17 protein-coding genes are annotated in these 20,510 nt (G+C 56.9%); 9 read left to right on the top strand and 8 right to left on the bottom strand.

Going from position 1 to position 20,510, the window contains the following annotated elements; genetic code table 11:
• Window positions 1-1,038 carry a phospholipase D family protein gene (locus tag WC421_06355; GenBank protein MFA5161850.1) on the top strand — a complete coding sequence of 346 codons (1,038 nt, stop codon included), beginning with the start codon at window positions 1-3 and terminating at the stop codon, window positions 1,036-1,038.
• Window positions 1,039-1,043: 5 nt separating this feature from the next.
• Entirely contained in the window at window positions 1,044-1,298 is a 255-nt protein-coding gene (locus tag WC421_06350; protein ID MFA5161849.1) for a hypothetical protein, read from the top strand.
• A gap of 2 nt (window positions 1,299-1,300) precedes the next feature.
• Here WC421_06350 and WC421_06345 read toward each other — a convergent pair whose 3' ends face one another.
• The 8 genes from WC421_06345 to WC421_06310 form a co-directional block, all read right to left on the bottom strand.
• On the bottom strand, window positions 1,301-1,741 hold the full coding sequence (locus WC421_06345; GenBank protein MFA5161848.1) for a hypothetical protein: 441 nt from the start codon (window positions 1,739-1,741) through the stop codon (window positions 1,301-1,303).
• 89 nt (window positions 1,742-1,830) lie between these two features.
• A complete protein-coding gene (locus WC421_06340) occupies window positions 1,831-2,175 on the bottom strand; it encodes a hypothetical protein (protein ID MFA5161847.1) in 345 nt (114 codons plus the stop codon).
• A 106-nt stretch (window positions 2,176-2,281) separates the two neighbouring features.
• Entirely contained in the window at window positions 2,282-3,439 is a 1,158-nt protein-coding gene (locus WC421_06335; protein ID MFA5161846.1) for a hypothetical protein, read from the bottom strand.
• A 231-nt stretch (window positions 3,440-3,670) separates the two neighbouring features.
• Entirely contained in the window at window positions 3,671-4,603 is a 933-nt protein-coding gene (locus WC421_06330; protein ID MFA5161845.1) for a PorV/PorQ family protein, read from the bottom strand.
• A complete protein-coding gene (locus tag WC421_06325) occupies window positions 4,600-6,078 on the bottom strand; it encodes a hypothetical protein (protein MFA5161844.1) in 1,479 nt (492 codons plus the stop codon). The genes WC421_06330 and WC421_06325 overlap by 4 nt, the downstream gene beginning before the upstream one ends.
• 106 nt (window positions 6,079-6,184) lie before the next feature.
• Entirely contained in the window at window positions 6,185-6,484 is a 300-nt protein-coding gene (locus WC421_06320) for a YciI family protein (GenBank protein MFA5161843.1), read from the bottom strand.
• A 370-nt stretch (window positions 6,485-6,854) separates the two neighbouring features.
• A complete protein-coding gene (locus tag WC421_06315) occupies window positions 6,855-8,159 on the bottom strand; it encodes a hypothetical protein (protein ID MFA5161842.1) in 1,305 nt (434 codons plus the stop codon).
• A 168-nt stretch (window positions 8,160-8,327) separates the two neighbouring features.
• Entirely contained in the window at window positions 8,328-8,831 is a 504-nt protein-coding gene (locus tag WC421_06310; GenBank protein MFA5161841.1) for a transposase, read from the bottom strand.
• A gap of 208 nt (window positions 8,832-9,039) precedes the next feature.
• Here WC421_06310 and WC421_06305 point away from each other — a divergent pair, with 208 nt between their 5' ends.
• The 7 genes from WC421_06305 to WC421_06275 form a co-directional block, all read left to right on the top strand.
• Complete coding sequence (locus WC421_06305; protein ID MFA5161840.1) at window positions 9,040-9,456, top strand: hypothetical protein; 417 nt, start codon at window positions 9,040-9,042, stop codon at window positions 9,454-9,456.
• A gap of 30 nt (window positions 9,457-9,486) precedes the next feature.
• Window positions 9,487-10,359 (top strand): GGDEF domain-containing protein, encoded by an 873-nt coding sequence (locus tag WC421_06300; protein ID MFA5161839.1) that lies wholly within the window; start codon window positions 9,487-9,489, stop codon window positions 10,357-10,359.
• 510 nt (window positions 10,360-10,869) lie between these two features.
• Complete coding sequence (locus WC421_06295; GenBank protein ID MFA5161838.1) at window positions 10,870-12,309, top strand: T9SS type A sorting domain-containing protein; 1,440 nt, start codon at window positions 10,870-10,872, stop codon at window positions 12,307-12,309.
• Window positions 12,306-13,463 carry a PorV/PorQ family protein gene (locus WC421_06290; protein ID MFA5161837.1) on the top strand — a complete coding sequence of 386 codons (1,158 nt, stop codon included), beginning with the start codon at window positions 12,306-12,308 and terminating at the stop codon, window positions 13,461-13,463. Before WC421_06295 ends, WC421_06290 begins: the two co-directional genes overlap by 4 nt.
• Entirely contained in the window at window positions 13,460-14,764 is a 1,305-nt protein-coding gene (locus WC421_06285) for a hypothetical protein (protein ID MFA5161836.1), read from the top strand. Before WC421_06290 ends, WC421_06285 begins: the two co-directional genes overlap by 4 nt.
• A 1-nt stretch (window position 14,765) precedes the next feature.
• A complete protein-coding gene (locus WC421_06280; GenBank protein ID MFA5161835.1) occupies window positions 14,766-16,145 on the top strand; it encodes an ATP-binding protein in 1,380 nt (459 codons plus the stop codon).
• Window positions 16,146-16,168: 23 nt separating this feature from the next.
• On the top strand, window positions 16,169-20,510 hold a 4,342-nt coding region (locus WC421_06275), incomplete at its 3' end, for a hypothetical protein (protein MFA5161834.1).

Genomic DNA, 20,510 nt, shown 5'->3' with positions numbered 1-20,510 from the left:
ATGAAATACCAACTCATTTTCCAATCCCCAGACAAATCGTTCCCACACACTATCAAGAAATCGTTGGAGCTACTCGCGTCTAAAAATTCTTGGGACACATTATTTGTTGCAATGGCATATGCAACGGTCGCTGGAGTTCGTAATTTGCTTGAAACTTATCCAAACATGGAGTATAAATGGATTTTGGGCACAGACGATTTTATAACTCAACCGGACGCGTTGCGCTTATGTAAAAATTTAGCGAACTCGTCTTTGCGAATTATATCCTTTGCTAAAAAGGGTGCGAGATTTCACCCCAAGACGATAGTGTTATCATCAAAAGATAATGCTTCTCCGACCACGTTAATTACTGGGTCATCAAATCTGACAATATCAGGATTGACACGCAATGGAGAAGCAATATTTATAGCATCATCTGAATCCGCCGATGAAAAGGCACATTTCAAAGAATTTGCGAATACTATATGGCGTATAGGACATAACCCCACCTCGAACGAGATTGAAAATTATGAACGAGAATACTGTAAACACCGGAAGCCCTTGCACGGGCCAAAAGTACCACAGAAAGGTAGGGAAATATTAAAAGATGATGATTCCGAGAAAGACCCCAGCCTATCAAATACGTGTTGGATTGAATTAGGAAAGAATACGGCATTAGGCAGAGAGTTAGAATTTAAATCGGAACAAGCCCTATTTTTTGGGCTGAATCCTCATGGTGCAAGCTCTGTAGAAAAAAGCTTTAAAACTTCTGATGGAAACATCATTTCCTTGTGGCTAAAATACCGGCAGAATAATGGTATGTGGCGACTGCAATTGAGTAGTGATATTCCAGAGGTTGCCAACGGTTTGAGACCAATTATCAACGGAAAGCTTGGGCGGTCCCCATTTGCAGCAGTATTTACACGCACCAAAATTTCAGGATTATTCAAGCTCCGCTTGTTAGATGTTAAGTCAGCGAAATATCAAGCCATCCGGAAACAGTCCTTAAAGTTCGGAACTTTAGGAAAAACATCTGCGCGAGAATATGGATGGTATTAATGTCTATGAGACAAACACAGACGAGAATACAGAAAGGTTGGACAGAAGAGGAGCAACAACGATTCGACCAAGGGCTTCGCATGCTGGCCCGCATGATTGCTGCTGATATTCTCAAGAAGCGGGCAGCCGCATACAAGAACGAACAGGAGTCCAAAAACACTACGAATCCGCAATCCGCGCAGAATCTCCCAGAAATTACCGCCGACATGACAGCAACAGCTCCCAGTCCCAAGAAACAAAGTCGCAAGCGCAAACCCTAGCCTTATTTACGAATAACCTGCACCTGCTTGCCGTTCTTCAAGACCTGCCAGCCTTTTCGCTTATACGATACCAGCCGGGCTCGGACATTTGCCTCAAGGTCTTTGCCTTTGGCATTCTCGCCCGCCTTCTGGCCCAATTCTGCCGCGATTTCCTTAACAGTGTGTCCGCCATCTAGCAATATGGGGTCTATGATAGCTGCCAAAGAAGCAGGCTTTTGTGCGCCGGACTTGCCGCTGGGGGCGGTTTTCTTGCCGGATTTGGGCGTGTGGCTAGGCTGGGGGTCGTTGATTGGCTTCAACTCGTAATCGCCATTTACCCGGATAACGCTGCCAGTCGTTGCCGATTTTAGCGATATTTTGCCGTCTTTTACGCTGACTACCGTAACCGGTATGCCGGTCCGGGTGATATACTTCTTGCCGATTTCTGCCCGCGCTGCGTTCATAGTAATGCCTCCTAGAATATATGAATTGCTCCGTCAGAAGGAAGGTTACAATGAATCGCGCCGGAAGCCAAGCTGAAAAAGAACGCATTCTACGCTCCGATAGCCAGTTGTAATCCCGTCGTTCTGTAAGACGGCGGGATTGGAACTTTTAGGGTATGGCGGGCGTAATCGGGTAGTCCAAAGCTTTCTACGGTTTCCGTAAGCAGCCTCTCACCATTGGCGATAATGCCGATTTGCAGGCCGCAAAGCAGGCTGAAGGCGGGCATAAGCGGTATTTCGCTATAGGGGAAATCGGCTTTTGCGGCTTCGGAACTGAATGAATCCGTCGTATTTGCGGGTTCTCGTCCCCGCCAGTCTTGACCAAATTCTGCTACCGGACTCCGGTGGCAGTTTTTGTTTAGAGAGGTTTTTACCCCCGCCGTTTGTTCTTTCATGTTTTCTCCTCATTACCCGTTTGAAACAATCGGGCATATTTGGGCGCGTCATTTCGCGCTGCGCCTGTTGCAAGACCTGTCCGGTCCCGCAACAGGCGGTTCACGCTTAATTTTTGACTACGGAAATGCGTCCGGTCTCGGTCTTGACAATCACCGGAATCCCGGCGGCATCGGCCTCAAATTCGTTCACAATTTTGCCTGACGCTGAAAGCTGCGAACTCAGTTTAGCGGTTTTCGGAAAATGCAATTCCACGTCGCCATTGCCGGATTCAATTTCCACCTTTCCCGAGGCGGGCGCGGCATCCCACTGGAGATTTACTGCGCCGGACCCTGACTTGATGTAAACGGCATTGTGCAGTCCTTTCAAACGCACCGAGCCGGATTCGGCATCTATGCTTATTTGATTGGATTTCAGCGCTTCTGCCGTTATTGAACAATGGTCCGATTTGACAGTCAAATCCCCGGCGAGTTCCTTCACATTTATAACGCCGGAATCGTTTTCCAGTTTCACAGTGGATTTCAAGTCCGAAATGTCTATGTTGTTGTGGTCGGCTTTCACGGTCAGATTTCCTGTCAAATCCGCCACATGAATGACACCGGAACCGTTCTCCAATTTGATGTTGGATTTCGCGCCTGAAATATCAATGTTGCTGTGATCGGATATCACAGTCAAATCTCCCTCCAGCTTTTTCACATTGATGACACCGGAACTGTTTTCCAGTTTCACAGTGGATTTCAAGTCCGAAATGTCTATGTTGCTATGGTCGGATTTCACAGTCAAATCCCCAACCAGTTCCTTCACATTTATAACACCGGAATCGTTTTCCAGTTTCACGGTGGATTTGACGCCTGAAAGACTTATGTTGCCATGCTCCGCCTTTATATCCACGCCGCCGTTTATGGCTGAAACAACCATATTGGCCGATTCGGCGGTTATGGACACAAGCATCGTGGATGAAATATTGACCTTGAACCCAGTCTTATATGTCCAATCATTGTGCGAGTTGGATTTTTTTCGCTCGGTGATTACCAATTTGTCACCCTTAACCGCCATGGTTATATCGCAAGCTGCCGCATTGTCCGGCAAATCTTCCACAGTGATTTTATCACCGGCTGTCCCATCTACACTTATCGCGCCAACTTCAACATCCATTTTCAGGCTGGTTATTCCTTGTGAGGGGAATGTGTGAATTGTCGGCTCATTGGCGACGGCAACCGCGAGCGGCAATCCGCACAACATTGCTGCAATGATTTCTTCTTTCATGGTATCTCCTGTTTTTATACGAGGCTCGGCGCGGCTTTCGCGCTGATTTCCGCGCCTGTGCTTTTTAATTCTTTCCATTCCTGGCGGGTTTCCTGCAATCTGCGCAAGCCGCCCATTACTGCCATTATTACAAAATACCCGCCTAAGTTTTGTTCGGCATTATTTCGCAAAAAATTGTTAACAGGGAAAGGTCAGTAAAACGTTATGCAAAACATCCGGGTTAAAGGAAGGTCAGAATTTGCGGGAGAGTGTGAACTGGTGCAGCGCGGGCAGTTCGCGCGCGCCGCCGTAACCGTAATCCAGCCCCCAGCCGGATTGCTCCACCCCCGCGCCGAAGGTGGCCGTCTGCACCTCGCGCCCGAACATGTATCCGGCGCGCAGCGCGAAGTACATCTCGTCTCCGGGCTTCATCCCGATTTCCACGCCGGACTGGAAATAGCCGTCCTCGCCGAGGGTTTTGGAATAATCCGTGGCCGCCGTAAAATCAATATCCGAGAAATCGGATGTGCTGTCTATCTTGTGCCCGTTTATTTTGCCGCGCCAGCAAAAGCCCAGACGCTGCGTCAGCGGCGCGGGGTCGGAGACATCCTCGTATTTGATGCTGCCGCCCGCGTTCTGCAGCGCGGCCCCGGCCATAAAGCCGTAAGGCAACTCCGCCATCGCGCCTATGTCCCAGCTTGTGCCGCGCGCCGTGGCCGACTGCGCCAGCGAGCTGCTCCAGTATTTGAACGCCGCGCCCACAGCCAGAAACTTCAGCGGTTTTGCCGAGGCGGCGGCTATCAGCATGGTGTCTTCCTCGGCTGTTACGGTTCCGCGCGTGCCGTTTGAAAGATTAAGGTTCATTGTTCCGGCGTTGTAATAGAATATCGCCGGCGTCAGCACAATGCCGCCCAGCGGCGCGGCAAAAGCGGCAAAGCCGGTGGAATCATCGGCATAGCCGCGCAGATAGTCGGCGGAGGCCGTGCGGCTGGAGATATAAATCGTGGAGGCCGGGTTGAACAGCAGCCCGTCCGCCGTTTTGGCCGGCAGCGAAACCGCCGCCTGCCCCATGGCCGCAGCGCGCGCGCCCAGCGGCCTCAGCAGAAAAGCCGCGCCCGACGAGCCGTTTTCGGCCCGGGCCGGCGCGGTCAGCAGTGTCAGGAGCGCCGCCGTTATGAATCTCATTTCACAATCACCACTTTTTCCAGCTTGTCCAGCTTGGGGCCTTTTACCGTAACGAAGTAAAGCCCGCTGGCGGCCTTGTTGCCCGCGTCCGTGTCGCCGTTCCAGATTATGGCCGGCTGGACGCCGGAGGCAATGTCGGCATCGTAGATTTTCTTTACCGGCTGGCCGTTTATGGTATAGGCGCGCAGCGTCAGCCGGCCCGGATTGTAAACCGCCACGTCAAATTTGCAGGTTTCGCCCCTTAGCGGGCGGAACAGATTGTCGGTTATGGTTTCCGTGCCGGGGGGATAGTCCACAATCAGCGCGTTTGCCAGGGCGGACTGCTTGCCGTTATCGTTGATTATTGTAACCGTATAGCTTCCCAGCGGCGCGCTTGCCGGCTGCACCGTGAAAGCGGCGGAAATATCCGAATTGCGCGTTACGGAGGCCACATATATGCTGTATGAGCCGTTGCTTACGGTTATGGTGGATATGGTCTGCGAAAATACCTCGCCGGAAAGCGTCAGGTCGCGCGAGGAATCGGTATAGTAAACGACGTTTGGCGATACCGACACGGCATACGGCGCGTCGGACAGGGCGGAGGCGATATAATTGGTCGCGCCGGTTTTGACCCCGGCCAGCAGCCGCCAGCTGTATACCTCGGACGAGCGCGCCACCGCAAAGTCCGCAAATTGCGACGTGGAGGTTGTTGTGGAAAGCAGAACTCCGGTCTCCTTTGAAAAATAAAATCCGCCGCTGGAGCTTATATAGCTGGAAATGGCGCAGGGCGCGGTTCCCGTGGAGGTGTAGGGGGCGGAATAATAAAGCCGCACCCTGCCGCCGGTAAGCGTGGAGATGTAAACGGCGAAGGCATTGTCGTCTTTCAACTGCGCGGCGGCGCCGAAGCTGACTCCGTGGTCGCCGCTGGTGGAATAATAAATCCTGTAATCGGACGGATTGCCGGCCCCGCCGGAATCCGTTATGTAAAGCAAAAGCAGGCTTCCGTCGGAGCGGAGCAGCGGGCGCGGGCTGTTCATATAAGCGGCTGAAACGGCGGCGGTGCTGACCATCTCCCAGTTTATCTGGTCGGTGGACCGGGCGGAGAGCAGGTAATAGCCGGTTGTGGGCAGCGTGGTGTTTGCGGCGGCTAAAAATCCGCGGTAGTGATAATTTCCCAGCGAGGGGCTGGGATCGTAATACATTCCGAAGCCGCCCAGAACGTTGGCGCCGCCTATGCCGGAAGTGCTGATGCGCACGCCGGACTCCATGCCCCAGTTCGCCATGTCGGTGGAGGTGGCGCTGTAAATCTGCCAGCCGCCGTAGGGGTATGTGCCGGAGGAATAATACAGCCGCCAGGCGGAGCCGCCGTCATAAGGCTCTATATGCTCCGGCGCGAGCGAAGCGGACGAAACCGCGCTTTCGTAGTTGAAAGCCGGCGCGCAATAGCCGGAAGAAGTCGCAAACAGCGCGGCGGCAAACGCGAAAAAACCTTTCATCAGATAAACGCTACAAAAAGCGCGCGCGGCTGGCAACATTGAGTTGCGAAAACCAGACCGCCGAGCCTCGCATAAACGCGAGGCTCAATGGCTTCTGAGCGAAAGCTCACGCCAGAAAGTTGTTTTCCTTGCAGCCTATCATCCAGACCCGCAAGTCGTAGCTTTCAAACCCGCTTTTCACGAACGGGTCGACTTCGGCGATTTTTTGCGCCTCTTCGATGGAACCCGCCCTCACCACCACCATGCCGCCTTTATAGTTCAAAAACGGGCCGCAGATGACCAGCTTGCCTTCGGCGTCAAGTTTGCGAACATACGCCACATGCTCCGCAATAAGCGCGTCAGAGCGTTTGCTTGAATTCTTGTGCGTCAGCAGATATGCGTAAACCTTGAATTTGTCTTGTTCCATATAAGCGTCCTCCGTGCCAGTATTGCGCGAATCCGCGCCCGTTGGCATTATATCACACGACATCACCCATTTTTTCCGCAATGCCGTATTTTGTATTGCCGGAAACAGCCGCGCGAATGAAGAAACAAATGTCAAAATAGCGGCGTCCCCCATGAACGAAACACACGAAAATGGAAAGGAACAACTTTCCCCTTGTCAATCAACGGCATAACACGAAACACACGAAAAGGCTCTGGAACAAGGCGGGAGCAACTACCGGAAACTTTTTGTTCCCCTTTCGTGTGTTTCGTGGTTTGATTCCGTTTTCGTTGGCGTTTGCCAATACACCACAGCTTTTCAAAAAACGGGTGATGTCGTATGAGTTTGCAATTCAGCGTCCAAACCCCGCCATGGCGGAAATGCCCCAGTCATTGTCATGGAAACTGCGGGTGAATGTCAGGCCTATCGGCATGGGAAAGCGCCAGAACCTGTATCTGAAAGACAGCCCCGCGCCGCTTTGCGTCTGACGGGAAGCGCCGTTCCATATGTTCGCAAATTCGGCAAAAGGCTCGGCTATCAGCATCCCGCGTTTTGTCCGGCGCAGATGGTATGTGTAACCCGCGGTGGCCGCGAGAGCTTTATCCCCGCGCCAGTCCCGGTTGTAAGTTCCGTATAAAAGCTGGTTATTGGTGTTTGAAATCAGTTGCGTCAAAGGCAAATTCCAGCCTTTGAGGCCTTGCAGCGAGAGTGTGAGTTTGTCCCTGCCGGGGAATTCCCATATTTCCCCCGCGCGGACATGAACCAGCGTATACTTATAATCCGAACCGACAAATCCTCCGGCTTGCGCGAGTTTTACACTGAAACTATCCGTTCTTGCCGTATCGGGCAGGGGTTTGAGCATCTCATCCAGCCCCGAAAGGCCCATCCCGAAAATCACGCCGAACCCCGCCGGCTGGACGGAAGCGCCCCTGCGCGTGTCATGGTGGCATTCATAGGACAAGCCGAGCGCATTATGCGCGCCATGCTCCTCCGGCGGCGCATTCCCCCCTGAAAAATCATACTGCGCCTGGGAGAACGAAAGTCCGACGGAGTTATATTTGTTGAGTTTGCGCCCGACCGCAAGCGAGGCCATGGCGCTTTTCCTTGTATACGAGTTTGCCACCGGCGCCGCGCCGCTTGGCGCTTTGTTCCTGTCCAGGCTGTATGCGCCGTCGGCGTAAACCGTTTCTGTCTGGTTGGCGTCGCCGCCGCGGGCGTTAAAAAACCAATCGTCCCGCCTGTATCCCAGCATGCCGGATGAGGCGCCGTTTATTTTGCCGCCGCCAAGCATTATGTTCTCGCCCTGCCTGAACAAATTGCCCGATATGAGCATAAGCGACATGCCGCTTCCGTTGCTTCCGCCAGATATCAGGGGCAATGGCAGCAGAAACCAGCCGTCCCGGGCATTTATTTCCGTTACAACGGCATTCGCGGCGGCGTCATAACGGCTGGATATTGAAACTTTCTTGAAATTTCCCGTCCTGTTTAATTCGTCAACCGATTCGGCTTCCAGCTTTTCCGACCACGGCTGCCCCGCTTTCAGCGGGATTTTTTTCAGAATGATTTCAGGATTTATCCTGCAGCCCGTAACAGTGATTGTGGAAACGGAGCGTCCCTCGCGCGGGTCATCATGTGCGCGGCAATCCGTTCCGGGCATGAGGATAGCGGCGGATAGCAAAACAAGCCGATGTGTTTTTCCTGGCATCAACGGTATATATCGCTCATTCAGCCGGGCGCTTGCGCACGTCTGCCAAATGTATTCTGCGATTCGCGGCCCGCGCAAAATCCGGGTCATGTGCTGCCATGAGGATAGCGGAAAACGGGTTTATTTTCTGTTGCAGAGCAGTTTCAGCCATTCCACGCAGCGTCCCGCCAGGCCGGGCCGGGCGCGCGCTCCGCGCGGGAATTTCTGGCGCAGGGTGTCGTTTTTGCGCAGCAGATCCGCGATTTCATCCTCAAAGAAGGAGAATTCGGAGCGGCCAAGCCGTTGCCGCGCGCGGTAGAGTATGCCGGAATCGGCTATTTCGTCGGTGGAGAAGGCGGGGAAGCCGCAGAAAGCTTGGACGTAGGGATTCTCTCGCAATTCGGCGACGGCTCGCTCGTCCGAATAATTCTCAAGCCATTTGATCATCAGCAGCCCGCAAACCAGCCGCGCGTCTTTCGCCGGCCTGCCGAAACGGCTGAAATGCCGCATGTACACGTTTTCCATCTCGGCCCAGTTGACCAATGCGGCAAGCCGCAGCCAGCGGTTGTTTTTGTCCAACTGGCCGTATAGCGCGAAAGGCTGCGTGAACAGCGGCGCGGTTTTGGTGTCCCTTGGTTTATACATTACACCCGCTCCCACACCCAATTTATAGCATAAAGCGGGGCTTGTTTTCACCAGTCTGCAATTGCCGTTTCGCAACAGGCTCCCCAAACGGGTCCGGATAGTGTATACTCTTTTCGGGAAACTTATCCGGCATACAAATGTCGTACCCGGCGGCAACGGCTGGCAGGCCTTTTGCAAAGCGGCATAACGTATTCTTTTCATGCCGGGCATGGCCTGCTTAACAGGAGAACTTCAAATGCGGAATAATTCAGCAAAAAATGTTCATACGGCGGTGAAGGAACGCTGGCCTAACAGGAACAGATTTCAGACTGAGACCGGAGGGGAAATCTGGCAGATGCGGATCCAGCTTGAAACTCTTCTGAAGGAAGTCAGCCGGAAACACCTGCGGGCGGGAGAACTGCTCAAGCTTAAAAGCAGGGAAAGCATTAACCTGCATACCCAGTTCAAAAAGGCCTTCAAAAAGCATGCGGGGCCGGAGGCGCAAAGAGCGCTTGCGAAGATGAACGCCACGTTGGCAAATCATTTGCGCGGCGTGGAGCGCGAACTCGGCGCAACAAGGTCGGATATAACCCGGCTGAGCAGCAAGGCGCAGACGCTGGCCAAGTTGTTAAGAACAAAAGCTTAGGCTTGACGTTTCTTAAACAGGCGTAACACCGTGGACACGGATTCGTCGTCATCCTACGAAACGAACAGCGCGCGGCTGGACAGGCTTGTTGCCGGCAACGCCCTGACGCTGGGTTTGGTATCCGCCATGGCCGGAGACAGGACGCTTCTGGATCCCGAAAAAATATTTGTTGAAGACATCCACAATAAAAGAGGAAAGATGTTTTTTTCCGACATCCTCTTTTTAATCACCCACCAGTATTTTCCGCCTGAAGTCGCCGAGGATGTGTGGGGCCGGATTCTCTCGCATAAATTCAACCTGTCCAGGGAATTAAGCAGGAACGTCAAGCTGGTTGTCGCCGCTTTGGACTACCTTTCAAATTCCACGTCGGAGATGAAGGATGTAACCCTCATTACCGAAGCCGATGTCGGCGACATTATCAGGCTTTCCCAGTATGATAACCTGACGGGGCTTTTTAATCACGCGCATTTGTATCAGAACCTTGACATGCAGGTGGGGTATTATACCCGCTACGGCACTCCCGTCACTCTGTTGATAATTGATATTGACGATTTTAAGAAATTCAACGACAAATACGGGCATCAGGAGGGAGACGTTCTCCTCTCGCTTCTGGGAACTCTGCTGCTGCAATCAACAAGAGATGTGGATATTTGCTGCCGCTACGGCGGAGACGAGTTTGCGCTGATTCTGCCTTTGAGCGATATAAAGGCGGCGGATATTGTGGCCAAAAGGATACAGTCAAAATTGTCTTTCATGTCGGCCCGTTACAGGGTAACGGTCAGCATGGGCGCGTCCGCATGCGGTAAAAATGCGAACACGGTCGTATCGCTTGTGAAAAAAGCTGACGAGGCCTTATATCAGGCCAAAAGAAAAGGGAAAAATCAGATAGTAATAAACGCCTGACACGCGCCGCGCCCGCCTTAAATTCCGAAAACGATTAACCTGAAAATTTCAGTTGATTGCGAGAACCGAGGCGAAAAAGCGCAAAATAATGCCGAACAAAATTATCCGCGCGTACATCACTGTACGAAAGGATAATTTCAGAGCCTGTTGCAAAACTGGGTGTTTTTGAAAACCGGCGGAGGTTTCTGCGTCGGACTGTCCGCGCCAGCTGCCGCCTCGGTCCTCGCGCCAACTGAAACTTTCAGGCTTGCGGGTATGCTCGTCAAATTCCGCGATGGATTGCCTGCTGTCCGTCGCCCCGGTTACCGCTGCCAACTGCAAGTTCCGGGCTTGTGAAGCGATTTGGCAAACATGCAATTTTATGTAGGGATATTACTGCAAAAAACACACAATGTAATGGAGGTGGATTGCTGTGTGTGGGTTTATGTGGCAAAAATGAAAAAAGAGATGATACAATTTTAACTAATTCTTGACTATTCCTTGCTGAAAGGGCTTCTATAGTATGGATATATGAAATGCAGCGTTTCCAGTTTTCCGAACCACCTCAGAACGCGGGCCCGCGGCGCGCCGCGCCGCGGTTTTGCCGCGCTCGCGGTTCTTGCGGCTGGCCTGTGTCTGGCTGCCGGGCGCGCGGAGGCGGGGTGGGAAATCATAGATTCTTACATCGGCACCCTGGGCCGCTCGGAAGTGACGGTAAACGCTGGCGGGAATACCTATACGCTGGCAGACACTTTCGGCGAGCCTGCGGCATGGGATAATCCGCCGCAGGCCAGTTCTCAGATAACAAGCGGCTATCTCTCCCAGATGTTCATAGACCAGAACCCGCTTGCGCTGGCTTCGGATGGCGGGTTTGTCGCGTCCACCGCCACGTTCCGCGACGGAGCCGTCGTAGGCGCGCTGTCCACCGATAACTTGGGCGTGTTGTTCACCGTAGATATAGACACGGCCTCCGTTGCCAACGGCGTCTTTGTGCGGGAAATCACTGACCACATGGATTTGCCCGTGGCTACCACCGCCCATTTCAACATCGCCTCCGGCGGGCAGTATGTGATGGAGCTGGATATTGAGTCCTCTTCCGGCGCCTGGCGCAAGGGCAGCACCTACGAAGTCCGCTTCACCACCGGCCTTGTGTCTATTCTCGGCGAGCAGATACAGTCCGAGGAGGTCCGCCGCTTCACCGTAATCCGCGACCATGCGTTTGACAACCGCCGCGTTGACGAGGGCGACTCCTCCACCAACGTGACGCTTCCCTCCGGCGCGCTGGCCAGCGATTTTTTCCTCTCGCTGTCATCATCTACGGGCGGGCCCGGAACCGGGGTTGCGGCCACTCCGCTGCCCGGCGGCAGGACTTTGCTTAAAACCCTGGCCGCAAACATCTATACCGCGCAGGGCGCGCGCTTCCCCAACGATCTGGCCAAGCCGGCGGTTTATTCGTTCTCGTATCAGGCCGACGGCAAGGGCGTGCTCAGCGGCGCGGGGCCGGTGCGCTATTCCAAGGACCTGTCGGTGTGGTGGTACAACGGAACGCAGGACCGCTGGGCCAGAATGCCGCAGTCCGGCGTGGATCCCCAGGCGCAGAGCGTAACGTTGCAGACAGTCCTGGTTTCCACCTACGCGATGGTCGCGTCTCTCAATACCGACGTGTCGCCGGTGTTTGCGTATCCCGTGCCGTTCAGGCCCAATGCGGGCGACGCGGCCCGCTACGGGCGGTGGTCCGACGGAATCCGCTTCGCCAACGCGCCGTCGGAGGGGACGATACACATTTACACGCTTTCCGGCCGTCTGGTGCGCAGCCTTGATGTGGCCTCCTCCATGTGCGGCTCGCCCGCGACCGATGTGTGCTGGGATGTGAAAAACAGCGGCGGCGTGGTGGTCGCCAGCGGCGTCTACATCTGGGAAATAATGTCCGGCGACAACCGCAAAACAGGCAAACTGGCGGTGATAAAATGACCTCTCGCCCGTCCGTCAAACTCGTTCGCTCCGCGCTCGCTTCCGTGTGCGCGGCGGCGGCGTTTGCCGGAACGGGCTGGTGCGCCGCCGGAGAAGTGGCGGCGGAGTGGACGCGCATAGTGCAAAGCCCCCGCCTCTCCGCCATGGGCGAGGGCGGCGCCGCCCTGCCGGGCGACGTGCTGGGCGCGATGGAGTCCAACCCCGCCCTGTTCGCGCTGCAGAACTGGAAAGAGGCGCAGTTTTCGTACAATGCGTGGATGGAGGGCATCTCGCTGCAGGAAGCGGCCTACGCGCATCCGATGGGCCGGCATGGCACGCTCTCTCTGTTTGGCACAATGCTGAGAATGGCTCCCTTTGCCGGTTACGACAACAGCGGCAATCAGGTCGCCGATGTTACCGCGGGTGACAGCCTTTACGGCATTTCCTATGCCGGGCGCATCACGGGCCCCTGGGGCGACAGGAGCAAGGGCCTGTTCGCCGGCGCGGCGCTGAAGTACGCCAATCAGAGCATAGACACCGTGTCCGCCTCCGCGCTGCTCTACGATGTGGGCGTTCTGGGCATGACCAAATTCGGGCGCGGGATACTGGGCGTCGGCGCCAGCGCGCGTTCGCTGGGCGGCGGTTTCCAGTTTGACGCGGAAAAAGACCCCGCTCCCACCACCTACCGGCTGGGCATGAGCTATCAGACGCTTATATGGGGCGACCCGCTTACCCTCACGGGCGACATTGTCAAGGACAGCGATATGGACATGCGCTACTCCGCGGGTTTTGAAGTAATACTGTGGCGCTCGCTTGCCTTCCGGGGCGGGTATATGTCGGGGCAGGACCTTGGCAACGGGCTGCGCTGCGGCGTGGGGATGGATCTGAAGATATTCCGGCTGGACTATGCGCTTGCCAGCATGGGCAAATTCAATGTGGTCAACAGAATGAGCATAGCCGCCAGATTCGGCAAGCCCATAGAGGTTACCCCGCATCTGACCGAGGACGAGGAAAAGGCCCTCTGGCATTACGAGCGGGCCAAGAAACTCTCGGCGGAGCGGCGCTATTACGACGCGGTGCTGGAGCTTAACGAGGCTCTCAAGCTGGATCCGAAGTGCACGCAGGCGCTGCAGCTGATGGAGAAGCTGCGCAATATGATGGAGACCCTGCCATGAAGTTGATGCTGCTGGTCTTGTCGCTTGCCGCAGCCCCGGCCTCTTACGCGGGGTCGTACAGGGCGGAGTGGCTGTATCAGGAAAGCCTGGCCCTCTACAACGCGGGAAAGTATGAGGCGGCCCTGGTGGGTTTCATGGACGCGCTTCAGGAGGAGCCGGACCACGAAAAGGCGCTTGAATTCATGCGCAGGAGCGGGCAGAAACTCGCCGAGAAGGAATATGAGAGCGACATCTCCAGGCGCGACGAACTCTTTAAGGACGCGGAGATGATAAATGTCTACCTGCCGGAACTGCGCCGGAAAATCGAGGCGCGCCTGGCGGCGTGGCAGGCGAAGGCGGTGGCGGTTTCCTCAATGGCCGTTTCCGGCGAATCTCCCGCGCTGTGCTGGCAGGCTTACGGGCGGCTGATGGCGGCGGCCCCGGTTTCGGCGGACCCGGCCAATGCTTTCAACGCGCAGGCCTCCTCTTTGCGGTTGCTGCTGATGAAGGAAACCGCGGCGGCCTACCCGGCGCTGGCCGCGCCTCTTGACGAGATACGGAAAAAACCGCTTTCATACAAGGCGCCGAAGGATGCCGCCTATTCCGCGGACGAGCGCGCCGCGCTTGCCGCGATGCGCGGCGCCTTTGAAAGCGAGGGCAGGGCGCGCGCCGCCATGCTTTCCGCGCGGGACGCGATGGCGCTTTACCGCGCCGGCTCCTACGCCGAAAGTTCCGTTTCATGGGACGAGGTGCTGGCTTTTGACCCGTCCAACCAGCAGGCGCTTTTTTACGGGCCGCGCGCCAGAGGCCGGGTGTCGGGCGCGGTGGTTTCCTTGACTGGAGGCGGCGGCGTGTCCGTGCCGGACATCCCGCATTACGGCGAGGTGGCCTCCGCGGTGAAACCGGCGCCGGCGGCGCAGCCCGCAGTTGCGGAGGAAACCGCTTCCGCGCGGCCCGCTCCCGCGCCGGAGGAAAAGGCAGCTGTTGCGGCGGAACATGCCGCGCCGGAGGCTTCCGTTCCGGCGGTCAGCGCGGCGGCCCCTGCGGCGCCTGCCGCAATGAAAGCGCCTGCCGCTTCGGCTGAGGAGACGGCTTCGTCCAGACGTGCCGTTATTGCTGTTCCGGTGGCGCCGTCTCCGGCTTCCGGCCCTGCCAAGTCAAAGGTTGCGGCGGATGCTTTGTATGCCAAGGGACTCAGGTTTTACGCCAAGGGCGATTCGCGCGCGGCGGCGGCGCTCTGGCGGCAGTGTCTGGAAGCCTATCCGGCCCATCCGCGCGCGCTGCGCGCGCTGGAGCGGATAAAGCGGGAGATAGGGGAGTAATATGTCTCTCAGAATGAAATTCGCGCTTGCCATAAGTTTGACGATAGCCGTCGCCCTTGCGGTCAGCATGGGGTTCTACTACTTTTCGGGCCGGCAGTTTCACGAGGACGCCATGCAGCGCCAGAACGAGGCCGTGGTGGATTCCCTGGCAAAGATAGCCGAGGAAGGCCTGCTGGTCAACGACGACCTGCTGGTCCAGAATTTCACCGAGTACATAAAGCGCGCCAATCCCAACGTGGATTTCTGCTACGTTGTGTCGGCGGACGGCACCGTCCTGGCGCATTCCGATAAAAAACACATAGGGGCTAAAGCGGACGGGTTGAAGAACCCGGGCGCCGGCAGCGATGTTTTGTCGCGGGAGCTTTCCCATCAGTACCGCGGCGATTTCGTTGTGGTGGGATTTTCGCGCAACTTCGCCGCCCGGGAGATGGCGGACTACACCAACGAGCTGCTCTCCGGCGTGCTGAAAACCTTTATAATCACCATGCTGCTGGGTTACATAGTCGCCTATCTTATGGCGGTTTCGCTGACGCGGCCCATTGAAAAAATCGCCATGGCGCTTAAATCAGCCGGAGAGGGCGATATGGATGTGCGGCTGGAACTGCGCCGCAACGATGAAATCGGCTATCTGGCGGATGAGTTCAATTCCATGCTCGGCAGGCTCAAGGAATTTGAGCGGATGAAATACGATTTCGTCTCCGCCGTTACGCACGAGTTGAAATCCCCGCTTTCGGCCATAGAGTCCTATCTGGAGCTTATGCTCTACGAGCTTAAATCCCAGTATCTCCCCCACAACAAGTTTGAAGAGGACATAAAATATATAAAGAACAACACCTTCCGCCTGTCGCGTTTTATTTCGGACGTGCTGGACATAGCCAAAATCCGGCGCGGGCGCTTTGATATCAAAAAGGCTCCTTTTGTGATAGAAACACTGGCCTGGGACGTGCTGACCCTGTTCAAGGAGCGCGCGGATTTCCTTAAAATCTCGCTTGCCGGCCCGCCGGAGGGCAGCAGCACCCGCCTCCGCGCCGACGAAGAGCGCCTGCGCCAGGTGCTTACAAACCTGATTTCCAATGCCATAAAATTCACCCCCGAAGGCGGGACGGTGTCCGTCGCCGTAGCTTCTTCGGACGGGACGGCGACCATCGCGGTCAAAGACACCGGCGTCGGCATAGCCCCTGCGGACATGAACCGCATTTTCGGTTTGTTTGAACAGGGCAAGACGGCGGTTGTCCATTCCAAAAGCCCCAAGGGCACCGGCCTGGGGCTTTATATCGCCAAGTCAATAGTGGAGGCTCACGGCTGCAAAATATGGGTTGAAAGCCAGCTCGGCGCGGGAACCAGCATTTACTTCACCGCCGAGCTTGCGCCCCGAGCATAGATATGGGTATAAGACGCCTCTTAATGAAATTGTCAATGTGCGCAGCCGCGCTGCTTGCGGCTTGCGCCGGCATTTCGTTTGCGGCGCCGCCTGAAGGCGTAACCTATCAGGGCACGTTGCGCTCCAACTCCGCGGTATTCAACGGCAAGACCCATATGGTGTTCCGCATCACCGACCATACCGGCGGCCCCACCTATTGGACGTCCGGTGAGGTGGAGGTAACCGTCAGCAAGGGCGTATTCCGCTACATTCTGGGGCTGAAAAATCCCGCCGTTTTCGCAAGCATAAACTGGCAGGCCATAGACCCGTACCTGGAAGTTTCGGTGGAAGGCGCCGCGCTGCCGCTGGAGCGGTTCTATTCCACGCCCTACGCCCTCTACGCCAAGCATGTGGAGGAGGCGGTTCTGCTGGCCGACACGCAGACTTTCACCGGACAGAATTCCTTCGCCAATCAGACCTATTTCCTGGCAAACGCGAATTTCGGCCCCTCCTCGCTGTCGCCGCTGGGGTATCTTACTTTCGGCAATATCGCGCCTGAACCCGCCGCCGCGCCGGGCAGGCTCTATTACTCCGCGGCGGATGGCCGGCTGAAAGTCAGCTTGGACGGCCTGACCTATGTTCCCGTCACCACCGGCGCCAACGGCCTGCTTTTTGTCACCGGCGACGCCGCCCAGTTCTCCGGCCAGGGCACGGAAAGCTCGCCGCTGCTGCTGAACGCCTCCTCGGTTACCCTGCAGGGCAACATTTTCAATGTGGCCGGCAGGCTGGTCCAGCTGGATTCAAACGGCGCGCTGCCTGCTGTGAACGGTTCCCTCCTTGCCGGCATTTCCACCGCCACGGTGGAAGGCATATGGCCGTCTGCCAGGCTTAGCGGCGACGTTACGTTAAGGGGGAATGTCTTCAACGGCGTGGACCAGCTTGTCAAAGTTGACGGCGACGGCAAACTGCCCTCATTGGACGGTTCCAAACTCTACAACGTGGTGGCGGTGAATTTGTCCACCGGCTCAATTTCCAGCGGCAAATTCGGCGACGACAGGGTCGCGGTTTCAACCGCCGCGACGGTTTCCGGCCTGTTCGGCGACGACAGGGTTCTTGTCTCCACCGCGGCGGTGGGCGCGGGCCAGTTTACCGACGGGCGCGTTCTTATAACCACCGGCGCGTTTTCCGGCGGTTTCAATGGCCCGTATCAGCTTGTGCAGCTTGACTCTTCCGGCCTTATTCCGGACGCGCTGGTGTCCACCACGGCGTTTGCCACCGTCGCTGCATTGAATGCGGAAGCGCACGCCCGCGCTTTGGCCGACGGCAGCATTCTGTTTATCGTGTCCGAAAGCACCGGAACCTTGCGCACCGATGTTGACAACCTCAACAGCACCATGTCAGTGGTTGTGGTAAGCACTGCCGCGCTGCGCTCCGACCTGTCGGCTGAAACCGCGGCAAGAATCAGCGCAGACAACGCCCTGCAATCCGGCAAACTGGACGTAAACGCCCCCGCCGCCGGCGATTTGACGGGGACCTATCCGAACCCGACGCTGGTTACCACGGGCGTAACCAGCGGCGAGTATGGCGACGGCACGCATGTGGCGCAGTTCCGTGTGGATGAAAAGGGCCGCGTCATGTCGGTTGCCAACACGTTGATAACCGGCGCAATGCCCACCGGCGCGGCGGCGGGCGACTTGGCCGGGACGTATCCGAACCCGACGATAGCGGACAGCCATTATTCCGCTTCACATACATGGGGTGCGGAACAGACGTTCAGCAATTCCATAATCGGCAGCATCACGGGCAACGCGGCGACGGTAACCAACGGTATCTACACCACCACGGTTGCCTCCGGCGATTTGACGGGGACATATCCGAACCCGGAACTTGCCGCCACTACCGTAACCAGCGGCAGCTACGGCAGCGCGACGCAGGTAGCGCGGTTCGATGTGGACGCGAAAGGGCGCATCACCTCGGCGACGAATGTCAACATAGAAGCGTCGCCCGTAGGCGCGGCGGCGGGCGACTTGGCCGGGACGTATCCGAACCCGACGATAGCGGACAGCCATTATTCCGCGCCGCACAGCTGGACGGCGGAGCAGTCGTTCAGCCAGAGCATAGTCGGCAGCATCACCGGCAACGCGGCGACGGTTACCAACGGCATATATACCACCACGGTTGCCGCAGGCGATTTGACGGGGACCTATCCGAACCCGACGCTGGTTACCACGGGCGTAACCAGCGGCGAGTATGGCGACGGCACGCATGTGGCGCAGTTCCGTGTGGATGAAAAGGGCCGCGTCATGTCGGTTGCCAACACGTTGATAACCGGCGCAATGCCCACCGGCGCGGCGGCGGGCGAGCTGAGCGGCACCTATCCAAATCCGACGCTGGCGCTCACGCAGTCCGGCGAACATACCTGGAACGCGACGCAAGCGTTTGTGCAGCCCATAGTAGGCAGCATCACCGGCAACGCCGGGACGGTCACCAACGGCATCTACACCACCACGACTGCGGCGGGCGATTTGACGGGGATTTACCCGAACCCGACGCTGGTTACCACGGGCGTAACCAGCGGCGAGTATGGCGACGGCACGCATGTGGCGCAGTTCCGTGTGGATGAGAAGGGCCGTGTCATGTCGGTTACCAACACATTGATAACCGGCGCAACACCCACCGGCGCGGCGGCGGGCGAGCTGAGCGGCACCTATCCGAATCCTACGATAGCGGGCAGTCATTATTCCGACGCGCACACTTGGAGCGGGACGCAGACGTTCACCACTTTCATAGACGGCAGCATCACCGGCAACGCGGCGACGGTAACGAATGGTATATATACCACGACCAGCGCGGCAGGCGATTTGAGCGGCACCTATCCGAACCCGACGATAGCGGACAGTCATTATGCCGCGCCGCACAGCTGGACGGCGGAGCAGTCGTTCAGCCAGAGCATAGTCGGCAGCATCACTGGCAACGCGGCGACGGTTACCAACGGCATATATACCACCACGGTTGCCTCCGGCGATTTGACGGGGACCTATCCGAACCCGGAACTTGCCGCCACTACCGTAACCAGCGGCAGCTACGGCAGCGCGACGCAGGTAGCGCGGTTTGAGGTGGACGCGAAAGGGCGTATCACCTCCGCGACGAATGTCGGCATTGAAGCGTCACCGGTGGGCGCGGCGGCAGGCGATTTGAGCGGCACCTATCCGAACCCGACGATAGCGGACAGTCATTATGCCGCGCCGCACAGCTGGACGGCGGAGCAGTCGTTCAGCCAGAGCATAGTCGGCAGCATCACTGGCAACGCGGCGACGGTTACCAACGGCATATATACCACCACGGTTGCCTCCGGCGATTTGACGGGGACCTATCCGAACCCGGAACTTGCCGCCACTACCGTAACCAGCGGCAGCTACGGCAGCGCGACGCAGGTAGCGCGGTTTGAGGTGGACGCGAAAGGGCGCATCACCTCGGCGACGAATGTCAACATAGAAGCGTCGCCCGTAGGCGCGGCGGCGGGCGACTTGGCCGGGACGTATCCGAACCCGACGATAGCGGACAGCCATTATTCCGCGCCGCACAGCTGGACGGCGGAGCAGTCGTTCAGCCAGAGCATAGTCGGCAGCATCACCGGCAACGCGGCGACGGTGACGAATGGTATATACACCACGACCAGCGCGGCTGGCGATTTGACCGGGACTTATCCGAATCCCACATTGGCCTCCGTGCAAACTGGTGCCCACACTTGGGAGGCCTTACAGACATTCTCCAACAACACTGCACCGGGAGCCATTGGGCTTGCGCGTGGGAACGGCTTCGACGCCTTTGACAAGAACCAAATAGTTTTCGGCTACGATGGCACGCTCACGACCGCTCATGAGATTAAAACGCGGCATAACGCCGGTGCCCAGTCAGGCAATGCTATTGACTTCTACCTTTGGGACTTCGCCACCACCGGCACAAAACATGTGATGACGCTGGAAGGCACTGGCAATGTTGGTATAGGTACGACTGCTCCGTCAAGCGCCTTGCAAGTTGTGGGTACAGTCGCGGCCACCGAATTTTCAGGAAGCGGCGCCGGCTTGACCGGTGTCATACTCTCAGGGGGTGCCGCGGCTGGTGATTTGACGGGGACCTACCCGAACCCGACGATAGCCGCCGGTCATTATTCCGCCCCGCATACCTGGGACGCGACGCAGACGTTTAGCAATTCAATTGTGGGCAGCATCACGGGCAACGCGGCGACGGTAACGAATGGTATTTATACGACCACCAGCGCGGCGGGCGATTTAACCGGCACTTATCCGAACCCGACGCTGGGAACCAGCGGCGTTTCCTCCGGCAGCTACGGTAACGCGACGCAGGTAGCGCAATTTGTTGTTG

The organism is Elusimicrobiales bacterium (genome assembly GCA_041651175.1).
Taxonomy (GTDB): Bacteria; Elusimicrobiota; Elusimicrobia; order Elusimicrobiales; family Elusimicrobiaceae; genus JAQTYB01.
The sequence above is the reverse complement of the archived record's forward strand: the minus strand, read 5'-3'. Positions and strand labels throughout refer to the sequence as shown.

Coding starts and splice junctions, on each gene's coding strand:
- WC421_06325 (MFA5161844.1), bottom strand. CDS start 6,078: ATGAAAGGTTTTTTCGCGTTTGCCGCCGCGCTGTTTGCGACTTCTTCC.
- WC421_06345 (MFA5161848.1), bottom strand. CDS start 1,741: ATGAACGCAGCGCGGGCAGAAATCGGCAAGAAGTATATCACCCGGACC.
- WC421_06280 (MFA5161835.1), top strand. CDS start 14,766: ATGTCTCTCAGAATGAAATTCGCGCTTGCCATAAGTTTGACGATAGCC.
- WC421_06320 (MFA5161843.1), bottom strand. CDS start 6,484: ATGGAACAAGACAAATTCAAGGTTTACGCATATCTGCTGACGCACAAG.
- WC421_06340 (MFA5161847.1), bottom strand. CDS start 2,175: ATGAAAGAACAAACGGCGGGGGTAAAAACCTCTCTAAACAAAAACTGC.
- WC421_06350 (MFA5161849.1), top strand. CDS start 1,044: ATGAGACAAACACAGACGAGAATACAGAAAGGTTGGACAGAAGAGGAG.
- WC421_06315 (MFA5161842.1), bottom strand. CDS start 8,159: ATGCCCGGAACGGATTGCCGCGCACATGATGACCCGCGCGAGGGACGC.
- WC421_06335 (MFA5161846.1), bottom strand. CDS start 3,439: ATGAAAGAAGAAATCATTGCAGCAATGTTGTGCGGATTGCCGCTCGCG.
- WC421_06285 (MFA5161836.1), top strand. CDS start 13,460: ATGAAGTTGATGCTGCTGGTCTTGTCGCTTGCCGCAGCCCCGGCCTCT.
- WC421_06330 (MFA5161845.1), bottom strand. CDS start 4,603: ATGAGATTCATAACGGCGGCGCTCCTGACACTGCTGACCGCGCCGGCC.
- WC421_06305 (MFA5161840.1), top strand. CDS start 9,040: ATGGCCTGCTTAACAGGAGAACTTCAAATGCGGAATAATTCAGCAAAA.
- WC421_06290 (MFA5161837.1), top strand. CDS start 12,306: ATGACCTCTCGCCCGTCCGTCAAACTCGTTCGCTCCGCGCTCGCTTCC.
- WC421_06355 (MFA5161850.1), top strand. CDS start 1: ATGAAATACCAACTCATTTTCCAATCCCCAGACAAATCGTTCCCACAC.
- WC421_06310 (MFA5161841.1), bottom strand. CDS start 8,831: ATGTATAAACCAAGGGACACCAAAACCGCGCCGCTGTTCACGCAGCCT.
- WC421_06295 (MFA5161838.1), top strand. CDS start 10,870: ATGAAATGCAGCGTTTCCAGTTTTCCGAACCACCTCAGAACGCGGGCC.